General features: G+C 59.3%; 16 protein-coding genes. 4 read left to right on the forward strand and 12 right to left on the reverse strand.

The features are described 5' to 3' along the window. Window positions 1-20: 20 nt before the first annotated feature. From ACJO3M_RS01705 to cmoB, 3 genes are read left to right on the forward strand one after another with little or no spacing between them, the layout of a single operon-like run. The gene (locus tag ACJO3M_RS01705; RefSeq protein WP_406999142.1) at window positions 21-374 is read left to right on the forward strand and encodes a PA3694 family proteiin; all 354 of its coding nucleotides are present in this window, start codon (window positions 21-23) and stop codon (window positions 372-374) included. Continuing rightward, window positions 367-1,125, forward strand: a complete 759-nt coding sequence (gene cmoA, locus ACJO3M_RS01710; protein ID WP_406999144.1) for a carboxy-S-adenosyl-L-methionine synthase CmoA — start codon at window positions 367-369, stop codon at window positions 1,123-1,125. The genes ACJO3M_RS01705 and cmoA overlap by 8 nt, the downstream gene beginning before the upstream one ends. A gap of 9 nt (window positions 1,126-1,134) precedes the next feature. After that, window positions 1,135-2,127, forward strand: coding sequence for a tRNA 5-methoxyuridine(34)/uridine 5-oxyacetic acid(34) synthase CmoB (gene cmoB / locus ACJO3M_RS01715; RefSeq protein ID WP_406999146.1), 993 nt, complete (start codon window positions 1,135-1,137; stop codon window positions 2,125-2,127). Between the two features lie 65 nt (window positions 2,128-2,192). Here the strand turns inward: cmoB and ACJO3M_RS01720 are convergent, their stop codons facing one another. The 11 genes from ACJO3M_RS01720 to ACJO3M_RS01770 all read right to left on the reverse strand — a co-directional run bounded on the left by ACJO3M_RS01720 (window position 2,193) and on the right by ACJO3M_RS01770 (window position 15,181). After that, complete coding sequence (locus ACJO3M_RS01720) at window positions 2,193-3,488, reverse strand: adenylosuccinate synthase (RefSeq protein WP_406999148.1); 1,296 nt, start codon at window positions 3,486-3,488, stop codon at window positions 2,193-2,195. A 14-nt stretch (window positions 3,489-3,502) separates the two neighbouring features. After that, a complete protein-coding gene (locus ACJO3M_RS01725) occupies window positions 3,503-4,684 on the reverse strand; it encodes an ATP phosphoribosyltransferase regulatory subunit (protein ID WP_406999150.1) in 1,182 nt (393 codons plus the stop codon). A 180-nt stretch (window positions 4,685-4,864) separates the two neighbouring features. Continuing rightward, complete coding sequence (gene hflC, locus ACJO3M_RS01730) at window positions 4,865-5,740, reverse strand: protease modulator HflC (protein ID WP_406999152.1); 876 nt, start codon at window positions 5,738-5,740, stop codon at window positions 4,865-4,867. A gap of 2 nt (window positions 5,741-5,742) precedes the next feature. Beyond that, entirely contained in the window at window positions 5,743-6,930 is a 1,188-nt protein-coding gene (hflK, locus tag ACJO3M_RS01735; protein ID WP_406999154.1) for an FtsH protease activity modulator HflK, read from the reverse strand. Window positions 6,931-7,008: 78 nt separating this feature from the next. Beyond that, window positions 7,009-8,307, reverse strand: coding sequence for a ribosome rescue GTPase HflX (hflX, locus tag ACJO3M_RS01740; protein WP_406999156.1), 1,299 nt, complete (start codon window positions 8,305-8,307; stop codon window positions 7,009-7,011). A gap of 119 nt (window positions 8,308-8,426) precedes the next feature. Next, window positions 8,427-8,678 carry an RNA chaperone Hfq gene (gene hfq / locus ACJO3M_RS01745; protein ID WP_297791709.1) on the reverse strand — a complete coding sequence of 84 codons (252 nt, stop codon included), beginning with the start codon at window positions 8,676-8,678 and terminating at the stop codon, window positions 8,427-8,429. A gap of 34 nt (window positions 8,679-8,712) precedes the next feature. After that, on the reverse strand, window positions 8,713-9,762 hold the full coding sequence (gene miaA / locus ACJO3M_RS01750) for a tRNA (adenosine(37)-N6)-dimethylallyltransferase MiaA (RefSeq protein WP_406999158.1): 1,050 nt from the start codon (window positions 9,760-9,762) through the stop codon (window positions 8,713-8,715). Window positions 9,763-9,769: 7 nt separating this feature from the next. Further along, entirely contained in the window at window positions 9,770-11,686 is a 1,917-nt protein-coding gene (mutL, locus tag ACJO3M_RS01755; protein ID WP_406999160.1) for a DNA mismatch repair endonuclease MutL, read from the reverse strand. 20 nt (window positions 11,687-11,706) lie between these two features. After that, a complete protein-coding gene (locus ACJO3M_RS01760; protein ID WP_406999162.1) occupies window positions 11,707-13,068 on the reverse strand; it encodes an N-acetylmuramoyl-L-alanine amidase in 1,362 nt (453 codons plus the stop codon). Window positions 13,069-13,073: 5 nt separating this feature from the next. Next, window positions 13,074-13,613 carry a tRNA (adenosine(37)-N6)-threonylcarbamoyltransferase complex ATPase subunit type 1 TsaE gene (gene tsaE, locus ACJO3M_RS01765; RefSeq protein WP_406999164.1) on the reverse strand — a complete coding sequence of 180 codons (540 nt, stop codon included), beginning with the start codon at window positions 13,611-13,613 and terminating at the stop codon, window positions 13,074-13,076. Beyond that, the gene (locus ACJO3M_RS01770; protein WP_406999166.1) at window positions 13,613-15,181 is read right to left on the reverse strand and encodes an NAD(P)H-hydrate dehydratase; all 1,569 of its coding nucleotides are present in this window, start codon (window positions 15,179-15,181) and stop codon (window positions 13,613-13,615) included. The genes tsaE and ACJO3M_RS01770 overlap by 1 nt, the downstream gene beginning before the upstream one ends. Before the next feature lie 131 nt (window positions 15,182-15,312). Between ACJO3M_RS01770 and queG the strand changes: the two genes are divergently transcribed. Then, window positions 15,313-16,377: a tRNA epoxyqueuosine(34) reductase QueG gene (gene queG, locus ACJO3M_RS01775; protein ID WP_406999168.1), complete on the forward strand. Its 1,065-nt coding sequence runs from the start codon at window positions 15,313-15,315 to the stop codon at window positions 16,375-16,377. Here queG and orn read toward each other — a convergent pair. Then, window positions 16,372-16,914, reverse strand: coding sequence for an oligoribonuclease (gene orn, locus ACJO3M_RS01780; RefSeq protein ID WP_406999170.1), 543 nt, complete (start codon window positions 16,912-16,914; stop codon window positions 16,372-16,374). The genes queG and orn overlap by 6 nt on opposite strands. Window positions 16,915-17,019: the final 105 nt, after the last annotated feature.

The raw sequence follows: 17,019 nt of genomic DNA on the forward strand, positions 1-17,019 counted from the left end.
ATTAACCCGGAGAATTTCTGATGAGCGAGAAAGAGGCCAGATTCACGGTCCGCAGTCTGATCGCTACGGCTATTGGCACAGCCATCGCCACCGTGGTGATCCTTGAGGTGAGTGGTCGCATTGATCACTCCAATAACAAGGACAACGTACCGGTCGGCGAATTCCAGGCCATTCATGTTACCCCCGGAGACGACTTCCGCATGTCGCCCAAATCCTCTGAGCTGCACGCCGCCTGCGAACAGGGCTACCTGGCCATCGCCGCAGACGTGGACCCGGATTTTCGTGGCATTGTCGTGGACTACAAGAACCGGGGGGTAAGATGCAGCCGCCCTTCTGCCCAGCAGCCGTCAGAGGACACCGCCGGCAATGAGTGACAAGCCCCGCGTGCCGATGCAGGAAACCGATCGCCTGTTCGCCACCGAGCGTAACCCGGAGGATTTTCGCTTCGATGCCTCGGTGGCCCGGGTGTTCCCGGACATGATCCGCCGTTCGGTTCCCGGTTACACCACTATCATTCCGATGATCGAGGTGATCACCGAACAGTACGTCCAGGCCGGTTCCAATTGCTACGATCTGGGCTGTTCCCTCGGTGCCTCCACCCTGGCGATGAGACACGGCATACCTTTCGACGACTGCACCCTTATCGGCGTCGATAACTCCGATGCCATGATCGAGCGCTGCGAACACTACGTCGCCCTGGATGACAGCGCCCTGCCGGTGCAGCTCCGTTGCGAAGACATTCTTGAGACAGAACTCAGCGATGCCTCGGTTACCACGCTCAATTTCACGCTGCAGTTCGTGCCACCGGATCAGCGGGCAGCCCTGCTAAAGCGCATTGCCAGCGCCACCCGCCCGGGCGGGGTTCTGATCCTGTCGGAAAAGATCCGCTTCGAGTCACCCGAAGAACAGGACACCCAGACCCGCCTGCACCATGAGTTCAAGCGGGCCAACGGCTATTCCGACCTGGAAATCAGCCAGAAGCGCTCCGCCATTGAACAGGTATTGATTCCGGAAAGCCTGGCCGATCACCGCACGCGATTGGAGCAGGCCGGCTTTGACCAGATTGTGGTCTGGTACCAATGCTTCAACTTCGTGTCCATGCTGGCCATCAAATCCGCTGCCTGAGGAGTTTCCATGGCAACCTTTGACTGGCAGGGCTGCTACCAGGCCCTCCTCGACGAATTAAACACGGACGGCCAGGAGCGCTGGTCCACCCTGCTGACCCAACAACTCCGGCGCCGGTTCGAGGACAACCCCCACGGCGACATCGCCCGCTGGATGGGGGCATTGGCTCAGCTTCCCGAGGTTCCCGACGCCCGTTCCAGGCTGGACACGTCCGCCATTACCCTGGGCACGGAAACGACCCTCAGCGATTCACAGCAGAAGCAACTGAAATCTGGCTTGAGGGGGTTGATGCCCTGGCGCAAGGGACCCTTTGATTTCTTTGGCACCTACATCGACACCGAATGGCGTTCCGACTGGAAATGGGACCGGGTTGCCCCTTACCTGTCGGATTTAACGGGGCGGCGCATTCTCGACGTGGGCTGCGGCTCCGGCTATCACTGCTGGCGCATGCTGGGGGAAGGTGCCGGGCGGGTCATCGGAATCGACCCCGGCCTGCTGTTCCTGTTCCAGTTCCTCAGCGTTAAAAAGTATGTGACAGACGCCCCCGTGGACCTGCTTCCGGTGCGCATGGAAGACCTTCCCGGCAAACTGGAATCGTTCGACACCACGTTCTCCATGGGCGTGCTCTATCACCGCCGATCCCCTCTAGATCACTTACTGGAGCTGAAGGACACCCTGCGCCGTGGCGGTGAGCTGGTGCTGGAAACACTGGTGGTGGATGGCCCGGAAGGCTACAGCCTGATGCCTGAGGATCGCTACGGCCAGATGCGCAACGTGTGGTTTCTGCCCAGCTGCGACACCCTGTTGCGGTGGCTTGACCGCACCGGATTCAGGGACGCGCGGGTGGTGGATGTCACCGAGACCACCATTGAGGAACAGCGCCAGACCGACTGGATGCGGTTCAACTCCCTGGCGGATTTCCTCGACCCGGACGACCCGGCTAAAACCGTTGAAGGCTACCCCGGCCCCAAACGGGCGACGGTCATCGCCAGCAAGCCCTGATTTCCCGGCTCCGTCTATGAAAAAACCCGCTCGGAAGCGGGTTTTTTATCGCCAGGCCTTCGGCCTTATTCGCCAAACGGATGACGGAGTGTCACTGTCTCCACCCGATCCGGCCCGGTTGAGATAATGTCGATCGGGGCCTCGATCTGTTCTTCCAGGAAGCGGATATAGGCTTTCGCATTTTCCGGCAACTGCTCCAGACTGGTCAGGCCAACGGTGCTTTCCTGCCAGCCCGGCAGTTCAGCGTACACCGGCTCAATGTCATCGTAGGTGTCACACCCAATGGGGGGACGGAAAATCTCACCCTTGGGGGTTTTGTAACCCACGCACACCTTCACCGTGTCCATGCCGTCCAGTACGTCCAGCTTGGTCAGACAGATACCGGAGACACTGTTGATCTGGATCGCGTGGCGCAGGGCTACCGCATCAAACCAACCACAACGACGGGAACGCCCGGTAGTGGTACCGATTTCGTTGCCTTTCACCGCCAGGTGATGCCCCATGTCATCGAACAGCTCGGTCGGGAAAGGACCGGAACCCACGCGGGTGGTGTAGGCCTTGGTAATGCCCAGCACATAATCCAGGAACAGCGGACCGAAACCGGAACCGGTTGCGGTTCCACCCGCCGTGGTGTTGGACGAGGTGACATAGGGGTAGGTACCCAGGTCAATATCCAGCAGCGAGCCCTGAGCGCCTTCGAACAGGATATTCTCACCGCGTTTGCGGTAGTCATGCAGGATGTCGGTGACGTCCGCAGCCATCGGCAGAATTTCTTCAGCCATCAGCCTGAGCTCCGCCAATGCGGCGTCGATATCCTCGGCCTCTTCCTTGAAATACTCGGTCAACACGAAGTTGTGGTAGGACATGATCTCCCGCAGCTTTTCCTCAAACGCTGCCGGATTACACAAATCCCCAAGGCGAACGCCACGGCGGGACACCTTGTCTTCATAGGCCGGCCCGATACCACGACCGGTAGTACCAATCTTTTCATTGCCCTTGGCGCGTTCGCGAGCCTGGTCAATACGGACGTGGGTTCTGAGAATTATGGGGCACGCCAGGCTGATACGCAGGCGATCACGCACCGCCACACCATTGGCTTCCAGTTCACGCACCTCCTTCAGGAGGGCTTCCGGTGACAGCACAACGCCATTACCAATCAGGCACTGTACTTCCTGACGGAGAATACCGGACGGAATGAGATGCAGCGCGGTCTTCTTGCCTTCAATAACCAGGGTGTGGCCGGCGTTATGGCCACCCTGGAAACGAACCACGGCTGCGACCTTGTCAGTCAGCAGATCAACAATCTTGCCCTTGCCTTCATCACCCCACTGGGTGCCCAGCACAACTACATTTTTACCCATGATTCTCTCTCAATTCAGCTCAGTTGATCCACGACCCACTGGCCGTCACGCTTTACCAAAACTCTGTCACAACCCCTGGCTTTCGGGTCAGTATCCGCATCTTCCGGCAATGCCCGCACCACGGTTTCCGTCAGGCGCAGTCCGGAAATCACCCCTTCCAGTGCAGGATCTGCATCGGCGGGCGCCCACACAGCGCCGGTGCGGCGCACCACGCGCTCCCCCAGGGAGACCAGTGCACGAACGTCCAGGCTGAAGCCGGTTGCCGGCCTGGCGCGGCCAAAGTCACTACCGATGGCGTCGTAGCGGCCACCCTTGGCCACCGCATCACCGTGGCCCGGCGCGTAGGCGGCAAACACCAGACCGGTGTGGTAGTTGTAGCCACGCAATTCGCAGAAATCGAAGCCGAAACTGATTTCCGGGAAGTCACGGGTCAGCATATCCGCCACGCGGCCCAACTGGTCAAGGGCGCCAGTCAGGGCTTCGGGCGCACCTTCAAGAATCTTCCTGGCTTCCTGCAAAGCTTCCGCTCCGCCACTGACCCGGGCCAGTTCCCGCAGACGACCACCGGCGGTGTCGGCAGCACAGGAACCGAGCAGTTCGTCCAGTTCGGGAACGGATTTGCGGGCCATGGCGTCAAAAATGGCCGCTTCGGTATCCCGATCGAAGCTGGCTTCTCCCATCAGGCTTTCATAGATGGCGACGTGAGCCAGGTCCAGGTGCACCCTGGGCATGCCGGAAACCCGCAGGGTCTCCAGCATCAGACTGATCACTTCCATATCCGCCGCTTCGGAGGCACTGCCAAACAGCTCACAACCGGCCTGGATCGGAGTACGGCCCGTGAGCATGTGCCGTGGACGGGTATGCAGCACATGGCCGGCATAACACAACCGGGTAATGCCTTCCTGCCCGAGGGTATGGGCATCAATTCTGGCCGCCTGGGGGGTCATGTCCGCGCGAACGCCCATCATCCTGCCGGTCAGCTGATCGGTCAGTTTGAACGTCTGCAGTTCAAGATCGTGGCCGGTTCCGGTAAACAGGGATTCCAGGTATTCAATCAGCGGCGGGATTACCAGCTGGTACCCCCAGCGCTGGCAGGTGTCCATTACATCCCGGCGCAGGGATTCTATCTGTCCTGCGAGAGGCGGCAGAATGTCTTCCACGCCATCCGGCAGTAACCAGCGATCAGATACTGTCATGAGATTCCGTTGTCCGTTCTGCCCCGCAGCAACCGAAGCCGGGGGGAATGCACAGGATTTTAGGGCGAGGTCCGGAGCAGGAGAAAACCCGAACCAAAACCGGCAGAATTTTACACTGTTGGCAGGCACAAAAAAACCGGAATACCGAGGTATTCCGGTTTTAGGTCAGGGCAATGACTCTCAGCGGCCGCCCTGGGGATCCTTGAGGAACCGCAGGAAGTCGCTGTTGGCGTCGATCACCATGAGGTCGTCCTTGCTTGAGAAGGTAGTCTGGTAGGCCTGCAGGCTACGATAGAAGCTGTAAAACTCTTCGTTCGCCCCGTATGCATCGGCATAGATTCTCGCAGCCTCTCCATCGCCTTCACCGCGGGTTTCTTCCGCCTCAGCGAACGCTTCTGCCAGTACAACGGTGCGCTGACGATCAGCATCGGCACGAATACCTTCAGCGAGCTCGCGGCCCCGGGAACGGAATTCCTGGGCCAGCTTTTCACGCTCGGTCGCCATACGGCGAAAGACGTTTTCACTTACGGACCCGGGCAACTCGATCGCCTTGACTCGAATATCCAGAACTTCGATACCAAACTCTGTCACAGACGTTTCGTTGACCCGATCCCGCAGCGTATGCATCAGTTCGTCACGCTGCCCGGAGACCACCTCATGCATGGTCCGGACACCGAACTCATTACGGAGACCGTTATCCACCCGGGACTGCAGCAGGGACTGGGCCCGGTATTCATCACCGCCGGTCGCCCGATAGAACTGGTCCACATCGCGGATCTTCCAGGCGATATAAGAGTCCACATCCAGCGGCTTCTTCTCGATCGTCAGGTACTGACGGGAAGGCAGATCCATTGTCAGCACACGAATATCGAACTCCCGGATCTGATCGATCACCGGCACCTTGAAGTGCAGGCCAGCCTGGAGATCCGTTTGAACCAACTCGCCGAAGCGAAGTTTCACGCCACGGTGAGTCTCCGGAATAATGTATACGCTCGACAAAACCAGCAGGACTACAATGAGGGCGCCTGCAAGGCCCACTACACCTTTGGGTCCCATAATTATCTGCTCCTCCGAATGCCGGTTTCCTGCCGTCCACGCAGTTCCTGAATCACCTGGTCGGTAAGGGTCTGGATATCCATCTGCTCCCCGGAACCACCCGACGAACCTTTACTGCCACCGGCCATACGGCCCTGGGTCAGCCGATCCAGCGGCAGGTACATCATGTTGCCACTGCTTTCGGTATCCACCAGAACCTTGCTGGTGCTCGACAGCACGCCTTCCAGCGCCTGCAGATACATGCGCTCACGGGTCACTTCCGGAGACATCTTGTAGACCTCCAGCATGGCCAGGAAGCGCGCGGTTTCACCGTTGGCGCGCTCAATCACCTCTTCCTTGTAGGCGTTGGCCTCTTCAATCATGCGCTGGGCCTGGCCACGAGCCTCCGGCACAACCTTGTTACGATAAGTTTCCGCTTCTTCCTTAACGCGCTGCTCATCCTCGCGAGCACGCTGGACTTCACGGAAAGCATCCTGCACGGCATCAGGCGGCTGGGTGCTTTCAACATTCACCCGCACGATTTGCAGACCGGCGCCGTAATCACGCAGGAACCTCTGCAACCGCTGTTCAACGCGTACCGCCAGTTCGACACGACCTTCGGTCAGCACCTGGTCCAGAGTGGAACTACCCACCTCATGACGCAAAGCACTGTCGGTAGCAAATGCCAGCGCCTGATTGGAATCCCTGATATTCAGCACGTACGCCTTCGCGTCGCCAACACGATATTGGACCTGAAGGTCCACCGTCACCAGGTTTTCATCCTGGGTCAGCATCTGACCGCTGGATTCGGCCGTACGCACATTGGTGACACGAACCTTGGTGACATCGTCGATCAGAGGGACCTTGAAACGGAGGCCCGGCTCTTCGGTGCGGCTGAACTCACCGAACCGCAGCACAACAGCCCGTTCCTGTTCGTCGACCGTGTAAAAGGACTGGAATACAACGTAACCCACCGCAATTATGGCAGCCAGCGCGAGAATGGCGCCAAAACCGCCGCCACCGCCGGATGAAGAACCGCCGGAGCCACCGGAACGGCCACCTTTGCCTCCCAGCATCCTGTTCAGTTTATCGAGACCTTTTTTCAGCGCCTCATCGAGATCTGGCGGACCTTGATCATTGCCGCCACGACCACCACCGGTTCCCCATGGATCATTGTCGTTACGGTTACCACCCGGTTCATTCCAGGCCATAATGCTCTCCGTTCCTAACTTATAGAATGGCTGCAAATACTAGGGATTTATAAGCGCCCCGGCAATAGCAGTGCCGGTTTACCTTCCCCCAGCATCTAATCTGATGTCTTTTTCCTGTATGTCTGCACGGCTCAACAGCTGGAGCCAGTCCCGATGCTGCAGGCGGACTTCCAGTACTGTATCACCACTGTCACGATGCTCTTCACTCAATACCGATCCAGCCTGGTGCAACAGCGCCCTGAGCTTGCCATCCCGCGGGCCCAGCATCACAAACTGGTGGATAACATCCTCCGCCAGACGCTCCACGATGGCGTCAAATAGCCCCTGGATGCCCTCGCCGCTGACGGCCGACAACCACACCCGGACGGGCAAACCATCTTCGTTCCGTTCGATGCGCGGTGTAAAATTATCAAGCAAATCAATTTTATTAAAGACCTGAAGCACCGGGATTTCGTCAGCGCCAATTTCGGCCAGCACCTCTTCAACCTGCTCCATGTTTTCATCACGACGACTGTCATGGCAGTCGATGATATGAAGAAGCAGGGTGGCTTCGGTCGTTTCCTCAAGGGTTGCGCGGAAGGCTTCCACTAGCTTGTGCGGCAGGTGCCGGATAAACCCGACGGTGTCCGCCATTACGACCGGACCGATGTCCGGAAGTTCCAGCCGCCGCAATGTCGGATCCAGCGTGGCAAACAACTGGTCCGCAGCATACACGGATGAGGTGGTGATGTGGTTGAACAGGGTTGATTTACCGGCGTTGGTATACCCAACCAGGGAAACCGTGGGGATATCGGCACGTTTGCGGGCCCGACGACCCTGGTTACGCTGCCGACGCACCTTCTCCAACCGCTTGTGAATCGACTTGATTCGCTCACGGAGCAGGCGGCGATCCGTTTCCAGCTGGGTTTCACCAGGCCCGCGCAGACCAATACCGCCTTTCTGGCGCTCAAGGTGGGTCCAGCCACGCACCAGCCGTGTCGACATGTGCTCAAGCTGAGCAAGCTCCACCTGGAGCTTACCTTCGTGGGTTCGCGCGCGCTGGGCAAAGATATCAAGGATGACCCCGGTACGATCCAGCACCCGACATCTGAGCTCACGCTCGATGTTGCGCTCCTGGGAGGGGCTCAGCGCGTGATTGAACAACACCACGTCGGCGTCGTTGGCAGCAACCGCGTCGCGAATTTCTTCGAGCTTGCCTTCCCCGACAAACAGGCGGGGGCTTGGCTGTTTTCTGGAACCGGTCACCTGACCGACCGGCTCAACACCGGCAGACGTGACCAGCTCGCGAAACTCATCCGGATCTTCAGCCTCGTCGTGAGAGGAAAAATCAATATGGACGACAATTGCCCTTTCACCAACGTCGGGACGCTCAAACAAGTGGTAACAACTCCGAAACAGTCAAACCGTTAGCCGTATAAAAACAAACACCCGCGTCCCTCGGAACCATCAAGGGTTCGTCGGAAGCGCGGGTGGCAATACCGGAAAAACCGGACAACTCAGTCTTCAACCTCACCTTCGCCGCCGGGAGCCTGGGGCGGAATGCGAACATTCCTGGCGGGCACAACGGTGGAAATGGCATGCTTGTAGACCATCTGGCTGACAGTGTTTTTCAGCAAAATCACGAATTGGTCAAAAGACTCAATCTGGCCCTGAAGCTTGATGCCGTTAACCAGAAAGATGGAAACCGGAATGCGTTCCTTGCGCAAGGCATTGAGGTAAGGGTCTTGTAAAGAATGCCCTTTTGACATGTGTTTTCTCCTGTTTATATGTAAGTGCAGATCGTCATTTATCAGAGTTAAATGTGGTGCGAAGTCCGATAATTTTCAAGGCTTCTTCAGCGATATGTTGATCTTCGCTGTCGAGCCAGTCCACATCGGACCACTTGCGCAACCAGGTTAACTGCCGCTTCGCCAACTGGCGGGTCGCCGCCACGCCCTTGCTGATCATGGTGTCATAATCGTCGTCCCCGGCAAGGTGATGCCAGGCCTGGCGATATCCGACACAACGCATGGAAGGCAAGCCCACATGAAGGTCTTCCCGGGCCATCAGCGCCCGGACTTCCTCAAGAAAGCCGGCCTCAAGCATTTTCATGAAACGCAGGCGAATTCTCTCGTGAAGGACCTTTCTGTCGGCCGGAGCAACAGCAAGTTGGGCTACAGTATACGGAAGCGAGGGGGATTCGTCTGCCTGCCATTGGGTAAAATAGGTGTAATCCTCGACATTCAGGGACTTGCTATTCCCGTTGTCGCCCCCCGCACTGGAATGTTGCCATAATTCTGAAATGGGCTTGCCCGTCAGCCTGATCACTTCCAGGGCCCTTATCAACCGCTGGCGATTATTCGGGTGTATCAGCCCGGCAGCCACCGGATCCCGCGCATTAAGCTCGTCATGCAGGGCACTCCAGCCCTTCTCCTGTGCTTCTTTCTCCAGTTGCTGCCGAAGCACTGGATCCGCGGACGGCAGGTTCGACATACCATGGAGCAGCGCCTTGAAGTACATCATGGTACCGCCCACCAGCAACGGAATCCGGCCTGCCCGGGTAATAGTCTCCATTTCCCGCAACGCATCCCGTCGAAAATCAGCGGCCGAATAGCTTTCGGCCGGATCACAGATATCAATCAGACGATGGGGAGCCCGGGCCAGCTCCGCGGCGGATGGCTTTGCCGTGCCTATGTCCATGCCACGGTAGATCATCGCCGAGTCGACGCTGATGATGTCGCAGGGCAAGCGGTCACACAATGCCATGGCCAGATCAGTCTTGCCGGAAGCGGTTGGGCCCATCAGGAAAATGGCAGGAGGAAGCCCGGATGTTTGGGGCAGGTGCTCGCTCATGACGCCTCTAACGCCCTCTCAGGAACAGTTTGTCCAACTCGGAGAGGGTCACCACGGTCCAGGTCGGACGGCCATGGTTGCATTGCCCGCTGCGCTCGGTCGCTTCCATGTCCCGCAACAGAGTATTCATTTCCGGAATGGTCAGCTGCCGGTTAGCCCGGACAGAGCCGTGACACGCCATGGTCCCCAACAACTCATGAGTCACGGCCTCAACCCGGTCACTCTGGCCGTTTTCAATCAGGTCGGCCAGGATATCGCGCACCAGCTGCTCTGTATCCGCACCCCGCAACAGGGCCGGCACCTGCCTGATCGCCAGGGTTTCGGGGCCAATGCGCTCGACCTGAAGCCCCAACTGCTGCAGTTCGTTGCCATGGGTCTCCGCCAGGGCCGCTTCTTTCTGGCTGACTGCCAGAGACACCGGCACAAGCAAGGGCTGACTTTTCAGGTCCTGCGCTTCCAGCGCCCGCTTCATGCGTTCGTAGGTAATTCGTTCATGGGCCGCGTGCATATCCACGACAATCATGCCCTGCCGGCTCTGGGCCAGGATGTATATGCCATGCAACTGGGCGATGGCGTAGCCCAGTGGCGGCTCAGCTTCGCTGTCGGTCGGCGGCGTGGGCTGGCCCACCGTGAGGGCCGGGGCGCCCTGCTCTCGCCCGGCCATACCACCGCCTTCGTTCAGGGACTGATAGAATCCCAACTGATCCCGCGCCTGCCATTCGTGCTGCGGCTGATGCACCCCGTTCCCCCCGGCCGGAAATACGGACGCGGTTTCCCCCCAACTGCGGGACATCCCCGGATCGGCGGGTGAGGCAGCACTGCCACCGGCAAACGGCGATGCACCGCCGCCAACCACACCCGTGCCGCCAACCTCTTCCCGCACTGCGGACTGGGCGACGGCGCCACGCAAATGGTCATCCGGGCGCACATCCGCAAGCGCCTTGTGCAGCGTGCGGAAAATGAAGTCGTGTACCAGCCTTCCATCCCGGAAACGCACTTCGTGCTTGGTCGGGTGAACATTCACGTCCACCGTGGCCGGGTCCACTTCCAGGTACAGCACAAAGGCCGGATGACGGTTGTTATACAGCACGTCGCGGTAGGCCTGCCGCACGGCGTGCGCCACCAGGCGGTCACGGATCACCCGGCCATTGACGAAGAAGTACTGCAGATCCGCCTGGCTGCGTGAAAAGGTGGGCAGGGCGACCCAGCCCCACAGGCGCAGTCCGGTGGCTTCGGCATCAATCACCACGGCATTGTCGATAAACTGCTGACCACACAGGGAGCCGATACGACGCTCCCGGTCGAGGGAATTTTCCGCCGGCCTAAGGCTCTGGATAACCCGCTGGTTGTGACGCAGGGTGAATCCGGCATCAAACCGGCTCAGCGCCTGCCTGCGAACGCACTCTTCCACGTGGTTGAACTCGGTTTTCTCGGTTCTCAGGAATTTGCGCCGGGCGGGTGTATTGAAGAACAGGTCCCGCACTTCCACGGTGGTGCCCACGGGGTGAGCCGCCGGTGAGATGCGGGCATCCATGTCGCGCCCCTCAACTTCGACCCGGGAGGCTGCTTCCTGATCCTCCGTGCGGGAGGTCAGCGCAAGCCGCGACACCGAGCTGATACTGGCCAGGGCCTCGCCACGGAAACCGAGAGAGGCCACCGCCTCCAGGTCATCCAGGCTTTCTATCTTGCTGGTGGCGTGGCGACTGAGAGCCAATGGCAGATCCGCTTCACCGATGCCGGAGCCGTCGTCCCGCACCCGGATCAGCTTCACGCCGCCCTGCTCCACATCGATGTCAACCCGGCTGGCGCCGGCATCCAGGGCATTTTCCACCAGTTCCTTGACGACGGAAGCGGGGCGCTCCACCACTTCGCCTGCGGCAATCTGGTTCGCAAGCCGTGGAGTCAGCAATCGGATGGCGGGCATGTTTCGGGAAAACCTCTTGTTCAGGATGCGGGAATATGAATGGTTTGCCCTACCATAACACGGTCGTCGTTCAGGCCGTTAAAACGCATCAGTTCGCTGACCGTCGTCTGGTTCTCCCGCGCCAGCCCCGAGAGGGTGTCCCCGCGACGAATCCGGTACTGGCTGACGGAATTGCCACCCTGCCGACTGGCCTTCCGGGCCGCCAACAGCGTCCCCGGAGGGGGCGTGTCGGAGAAGTACTCGTAAATCCCGTCAAATACTGCACTGGCCAACTTGCGCTGATAGGCGGAGCTGGAAAGGTTCCTTTCCTCTTGCGGATTGGAAATAAAACCCGCTTCCACCAGCAATGACGGGATGTCCGGCGACTTCAGCACCACAAAGGCCGCCTGCTCGACGCCACGCTTGTGCAATTTGGTGATATTGCCGAGCTTGCCGAGGATCGAGCTGCCAATGCCCAGGCTGGAGTTGATACTGGCGGTCATCGACAGGTCCAGGAGAACGCCCGCCAGCATTTCATCACGACCATTCAGTGACACGCCACCCGCGCCACCGATGAGATCCGAACGGTTTTCACTCTGGGCGAGCCAGCGGGCGGATTCACTGGTTGCGCCACGCTCAGACAACGCAAACACTGAGGCGCCCCTGGGCTGCGGTGTCCGGAATGCATCGGCATGCACCGATACGAACAGATCCGCATTATGCTTCCTCGCCAGCAACGTCCGGCTGCGAAGATCGATATAGTAATCGCCGGTGCGTGTCAGTTTTGCAGTAAAGCCGGGCTTCTCATCAATAAGCTTCTGCAGCGTTTTCGCCATGGACAGCACGACGTCTTTCTCACGGGTACCCCGCGGTCCGATAGCACCGGGGTCCTCGCCACCGTGACCGGCATCAATAACCACAATGACATCCCGCTTTCCATTGACGTTTTCTGTCACCGTTGGCTTGACGTCCTTTTGCACTTTCGACCCGCCTTCATCAATCAGATCCACCACCAGACGATGGCCGTATTGCTGGTTTGGCTCCAACTGAAAACTGCGCGGTTTGATATCACTCTTGAGGTCCAGCACCACCCTCAGGTCGTTACCATTTCGCGGTGCGCTGCGAATTCTGCGGATAGGGCTGTCGGTCAGATCCAGCTTCGAAAAATCGGCTTGCAGGCTGACGTTCTTCATGTCGATCACCAACCGCGACGGGCCAGACAGGGAAAATACGTTATGTTCCACTTTGCCTGCAGTATCCAGAACCAGCCGGGTGTGATCCGGCGCTGGCCAGATACGCACACCTTCCACTTCCTTGCCCGCCCAGGCGCTCATGGAAAAAGCCAGCAGCAAGGCCAGCATACCTACCGCCAGGGACGTGCCTGATGTTCTGATGATACTCATACGACTCACCTGTTCTTGTCCTGACCCGCAACTGCACCGGCTGCACCGGGTCGAATTCCGCCAGCATCCTGTAACTTTGCCAACAGCGACTCACCGTTTTGTGTTCCGGGCATCAGGCACGCTGAACGACCCGTGCCCTCCCGGCTGAGAGTGATCACCAGATCCGGTCGCGGCAATACACCCTGCCCCCGTTCCGGCCACTCAATCAGGCAAAAGTTGTCACCCTCGAAGTAATCCCGGATCCCCATATACTCCAGTTCTTCCGGATCACCCAGCCGGTAGAGATCAAAATGATAGGCGGCCGGGTGAAGGTGCTCATAGGGCTCCACCAGGGTATAGGTCGGACTCTTGACGGCCCCTTCGTGGCCAAGCCCCCTCATGACACCCCGGCTCAGCGTGGTCTTACCCATGCCCAGGTTGCCCTCCAGAAAGACGGTCACTCCGCCTCCGGCCCCTGATACCAATTGTGCCAACTGCCCCCCCAACGCTTCCGTAGCGGCTTCGTCAGCCAGGAAGACCCGGAGCCCCGGTTGATCAGACTGCATCACGTTTTCGACTCCAGCATTTCCAGACCGCCGTTATTTCGCTCTGCCTCTGCCAATACCTGCGGCAGGGCTTCAATCACATCACCAGGCAGCAATCCCATAAAGCCCTGCCTCTCTGAGGCCAGGTTGGCAGTAGCCAAATGCAGGCACGCGCCCATGGTGGTCGCCAGGGATGGATTGCCAAGCTGCCCGTACAAGGCGCCGATGATACCCGAAAGTACATCGCCCATGCCTCCCGTCGCCATCCCCGGATTACTCCCGGCAATCACCCCGGGCAGGACCTCCGCGGATGCAATCACGGTGCCCGCACCCTTGAGCAACACTGTGCCGCCAAACACCTCACGCAATCGGGTAACGGCCTTGATCCTGTCCATTTCGATCTCTGCCACCTGGCAGTCCAGTAACCGCGCCGCTTCACCGGGGTGAGGGGTCAGAACATGGTCATCATCCTTGAGTGCAACCCGGGAGGCCATCAGATTCAGCGCATCGGCATCCAGCACCCTGGGCTTGCCGCTGGCCACCACCTGCTGCAGCATCTGCTGCCCCCAGGGGCCCTGACCGATCCCTGGGCCACACACGATGACATCCGCGGCATCCAGCAGTGCGGGTAACTCAGACCCGTGGATCAGCCCCTGGACCATAATCGACGGACAACGCGCCAATGCCGGCGCAACGTACTCGGGCCGCGTAGCCAGCGTCACCAGCCCCGCGCCAGCGCGGGACGCCGCCTCGGCGGCAAGGATACCCGCGCCGCCAAACCCCCGGTCACCGGCCACCACCAGCACATGACCAAAACGCCCCTTGTGGGCCGTAACCGGCCTGCGCGGCACCAATGCCCCCATGGCGTCCCAGTCAACCCTGCGCGCCAGGGGGAGCTGCCCACTGTCTTCAAGCCACTGTTCTGTAGCCAGAGATTCGAAACAGATCTCGCCACAGGCTTCCGGACCATGACCGGTAAACAGCCCCGCCTTCAGGCCAATGAAAGTGACGGTCATATCCGCGCGCACCACATCCCCAGCTGCGGCACCGGTTGTGGCATTCAGTCCCGACGGCAAATCCACCGCCACAACCGGGGCGACGGCGTCCTCACAGCGACGAATCATATCCGCGAACGGCTCCCGGGGAGCGCCCGCGACACCGGTCCCCAGCATGGCATCGACAATCACGGTCGCCGAAGCAAAACGGGCATCCAGCTCTTCCGCGGCACTGATTCCACAGTCGATGATGTCTACGCCGTCCTTTTTTGCTTTCTGCCAGGCCAGACGGGCATCACCGGACAACTTTTCAACCGGCGCCACGGCAATACAGCTCACATCCAGACCATGGCGCCCGGCAGCTGCTGCCACCAGGTACCCGTCTCCACCGTTGTTTCCGGCGCCACACAACACCAGGATCCTGCCGGGCTCGGGCCACCGCTTCACTAGGCGGCGGAACACCGAGGCGGCGGCCGCCTGCATCAGCTCGAAACCATCAACCCCCTTATGATCAATCACATAACGATCGATCTCCCGCACGGCATCCGCGGAATACAGGTCTTCTGGTAGACTGTGTGGATCAGACAGGGGCATGCACCCGCGCTCCAGCTAAAGAAATCAGTTTAAGAAAATTGGCCAGATACCTGTAAAGCATAGCAAAACAGAGAAAAAGGTCATAACTTAATCAGATTAAAATTCCGTACGCTCATCCTGCTTGCCTGACCATGACCGCGAAACCGACCGAAGCCATTGAAAACCTGCCCGATTCCATCCGCACCTGGGCGAAGGAACTGGGCTTCAGCGATGCGGGCATCACGTTGCCGGATACTGGTGTCCATGGTGAGCGCCTAAGGAGCTGGCTGGCAAAAGGCTACCACGGCGAGATGGCCTACATGGGTGATCATGGCGACAAGCGCTACACGCCAACGTCCCTGGTGCCCGGAACCCTGCGGGTGATCTCTGTGCGGATGGATTATCTGGCGTCACCGGACAGCCCGAAAGAAGCGCTTACTAACCGGGAAAAAGCCTACGTCACCCGCTACGCCCTGGGTCGCGATTACCACAAACTGATGCGAAAACGCCTGGCTACCCTGGCCAAACGCATTGACGAAGCGGTCAGCGGCTACGATTACCGCGCGTTCGTGGACAGCGCACCGGTACTGGAAAGAGCCCTTGCCCAGCGTGCGGGCCTGGGCTGGATTGGCAAGAACAACATGGTGATTCACCCGAAAGCGGGCTCGTTTTTCTTCCTGGGCGAAATCTTCACCAGTGCCCCGCTGCCGGTGGACGAGCCATTTGAAACCGACCATTGCGGCAGCTGCAGCGCCTGCCTGGAGCTGTGCCCGACCGACGCCTTCAAGGGCCCGCACCTGCTGGATGCCCGCCGCTGCATCAGCTACCTGACCATCGAGCTCAAGGGCAGCATCCCGGAAGAACTACGCTCGTTGATGGGCAACCGGGTGTTCGGCTGCGACGACTGCCAACTGGTCTGCCCCTGGAACAAGTTCAGCAAGCCCACACAGGAACCCGATTTCCAGCCCCGCCATGGCCTGAACAACAGCGAACTGGCGGAATTGTTCCTATGGACAGAGGAACAGTTCCTGAAGCGAACAGAGGGCTCGGCGATACGCCGTACCGGTTACGAAGGCTGGTTACGCAACCTGGCGGTAGGCCTGGGCAACGCGCCCTCCACCATCCCGGTGATCGAAGCCCTCAAGAAACGCGCGGACCACCCATCAGACATGGTGCGGGAACACGTCCAATGGGCCTTGAGGCAACACGGCCTATAGCTTGAAAAAGGTTTCCCGGTAGTGACGCAGTTCGTTGATGGAATCACGAATGTCGTCAAGAGCCAAGTGGCTGCCCTTTTTCTTCACGCCCGCCAGCACATCCGGCCGCCAGCGCCACGCCAGCTCCTTGATAGTGCTGACATCCAGATTCCTGTAATGGAAAAAACCTTCCAGCTCCGGCATGTATTTCACCAGAAAGCGCCGATCCTGACCGATGCTATTACCGCACAACGGCGACTTACCGGGCTCCACATGCTGTTTCAGAAACTCGATGGTTTCCAGTTCAGCTTCCCGTTCGGACACCTTGCTGTCTTTCACCCGCTGGGTGAGACCGTTCTCACCATGAGTTTTGGTGCACCATTCGTCCATGGCGTCCAGCAGGCTATCTGACTGATGAATGGCGATCACCGGGCCTTCGGCCACCACGTTCAGCTCCGAGTCGGTGACGATGGTCGCCATTTCAATGATCCGTTCTTTCTCAGGATCCAGACCGGTCATCTCCAGGTCGATCCATACCAGGTTATTCACGTCCGCCATACGTTATTCCTCGAAACTGTCGGTTTGGTGCAGGGTGCTGGCGGGTGCCACGCTCCGGGACTGTCGGAGGCCATGGATGGCCGGAGATCAAGCGCACAGGGATGT

It is taken from the genome of Marinobacter alkalisoli (assembly GCF_045449795.1).
GTDB lineage: Bacteria > Pseudomonadota > Gammaproteobacteria > Pseudomonadales > Oleiphilaceae > Marinobacter.

Excerpts from the sequence above, each read along its gene's own strand:
- cmoB (WP_406999146.1), top strand. The coding sequence starts at position 1,135 with ATGGCAACCTTTGACTGGCAGGGCTGCTACCAGGCCCTCCTCGACGAA.
- orn (WP_406999170.1), bottom strand. The coding sequence starts at position 16,914 with ATGGCGGACGTGAATAACCTGGTATGGATCGACCTGGAGATGACCGGT.
- hflC (WP_406999152.1), bottom strand. The coding sequence starts at position 5,740 with ATGGGACCCAAAGGTGTAGTGGGCCTTGCAGGCGCCCTCATTGTAGTC.
- miaA (WP_406999158.1), bottom strand. The coding sequence starts at position 9,762 with ATGAGCGAGCACCTGCCCCAAACATCCGGGCTTCCTCCTGCCATTTTC.
- ACJO3M_RS01720 (WP_406999148.1), bottom strand. The coding sequence starts at position 3,488 with ATGGGTAAAAATGTAGTTGTGCTGGGCACCCAGTGGGGTGATGAAGGC.
- ACJO3M_RS01725 (WP_406999150.1), bottom strand. The coding sequence starts at position 4,684 with ATGACAGTATCTGATCGCTGGTTACTGCCGGATGGCGTGGAAGACATT.
- hflK (WP_406999154.1), bottom strand. The coding sequence starts at position 6,930 with ATGGCCTGGAATGAACCGGGTGGTAACCGTAACGACAATGATCCATGG.
- ACJO3M_RS01770 (WP_406999166.1), bottom strand. The coding sequence starts at position 15,181 with ATGCCCCTGTCTGATCCACACAGTCTACCAGAAGACCTGTATTCCGCG.
- mutL (WP_406999160.1), bottom strand. The coding sequence starts at position 11,686 with ATGCCCGCCATCCGATTGCTGACTCCACGGCTTGCGAACCAGATTGCC.
- tsaE (WP_406999164.1), bottom strand. The coding sequence starts at position 13,613 with ATGCAGTCTGATCAACCGGGGCTCCGGGTCTTCCTGGCTGACGAAGCC.
- queG (WP_406999168.1), top strand. The coding sequence starts at position 15,313 with ATGACCGCGAAACCGACCGAAGCCATTGAAAACCTGCCCGATTCCATC.
- cmoA (WP_406999144.1), top strand. The coding sequence starts at position 367 with ATGAGTGACAAGCCCCGCGTGCCGATGCAGGAAACCGATCGCCTGTTC.
- ACJO3M_RS01705 (WP_406999142.1), top strand. The coding sequence starts at position 21 with ATGAGCGAGAAAGAGGCCAGATTCACGGTCCGCAGTCTGATCGCTACG.
- hfq (WP_297791709.1), bottom strand. The coding sequence starts at position 8,678 with ATGTCAAAAGGGCATTCTTTACAAGACCCTTACCTCAATGCCTTGCGC.
- ACJO3M_RS01760 (WP_406999162.1), bottom strand. The coding sequence starts at position 13,068 with ATGAGTATCATCAGAACATCAGGCACGTCCCTGGCGGTAGGTATGCTG.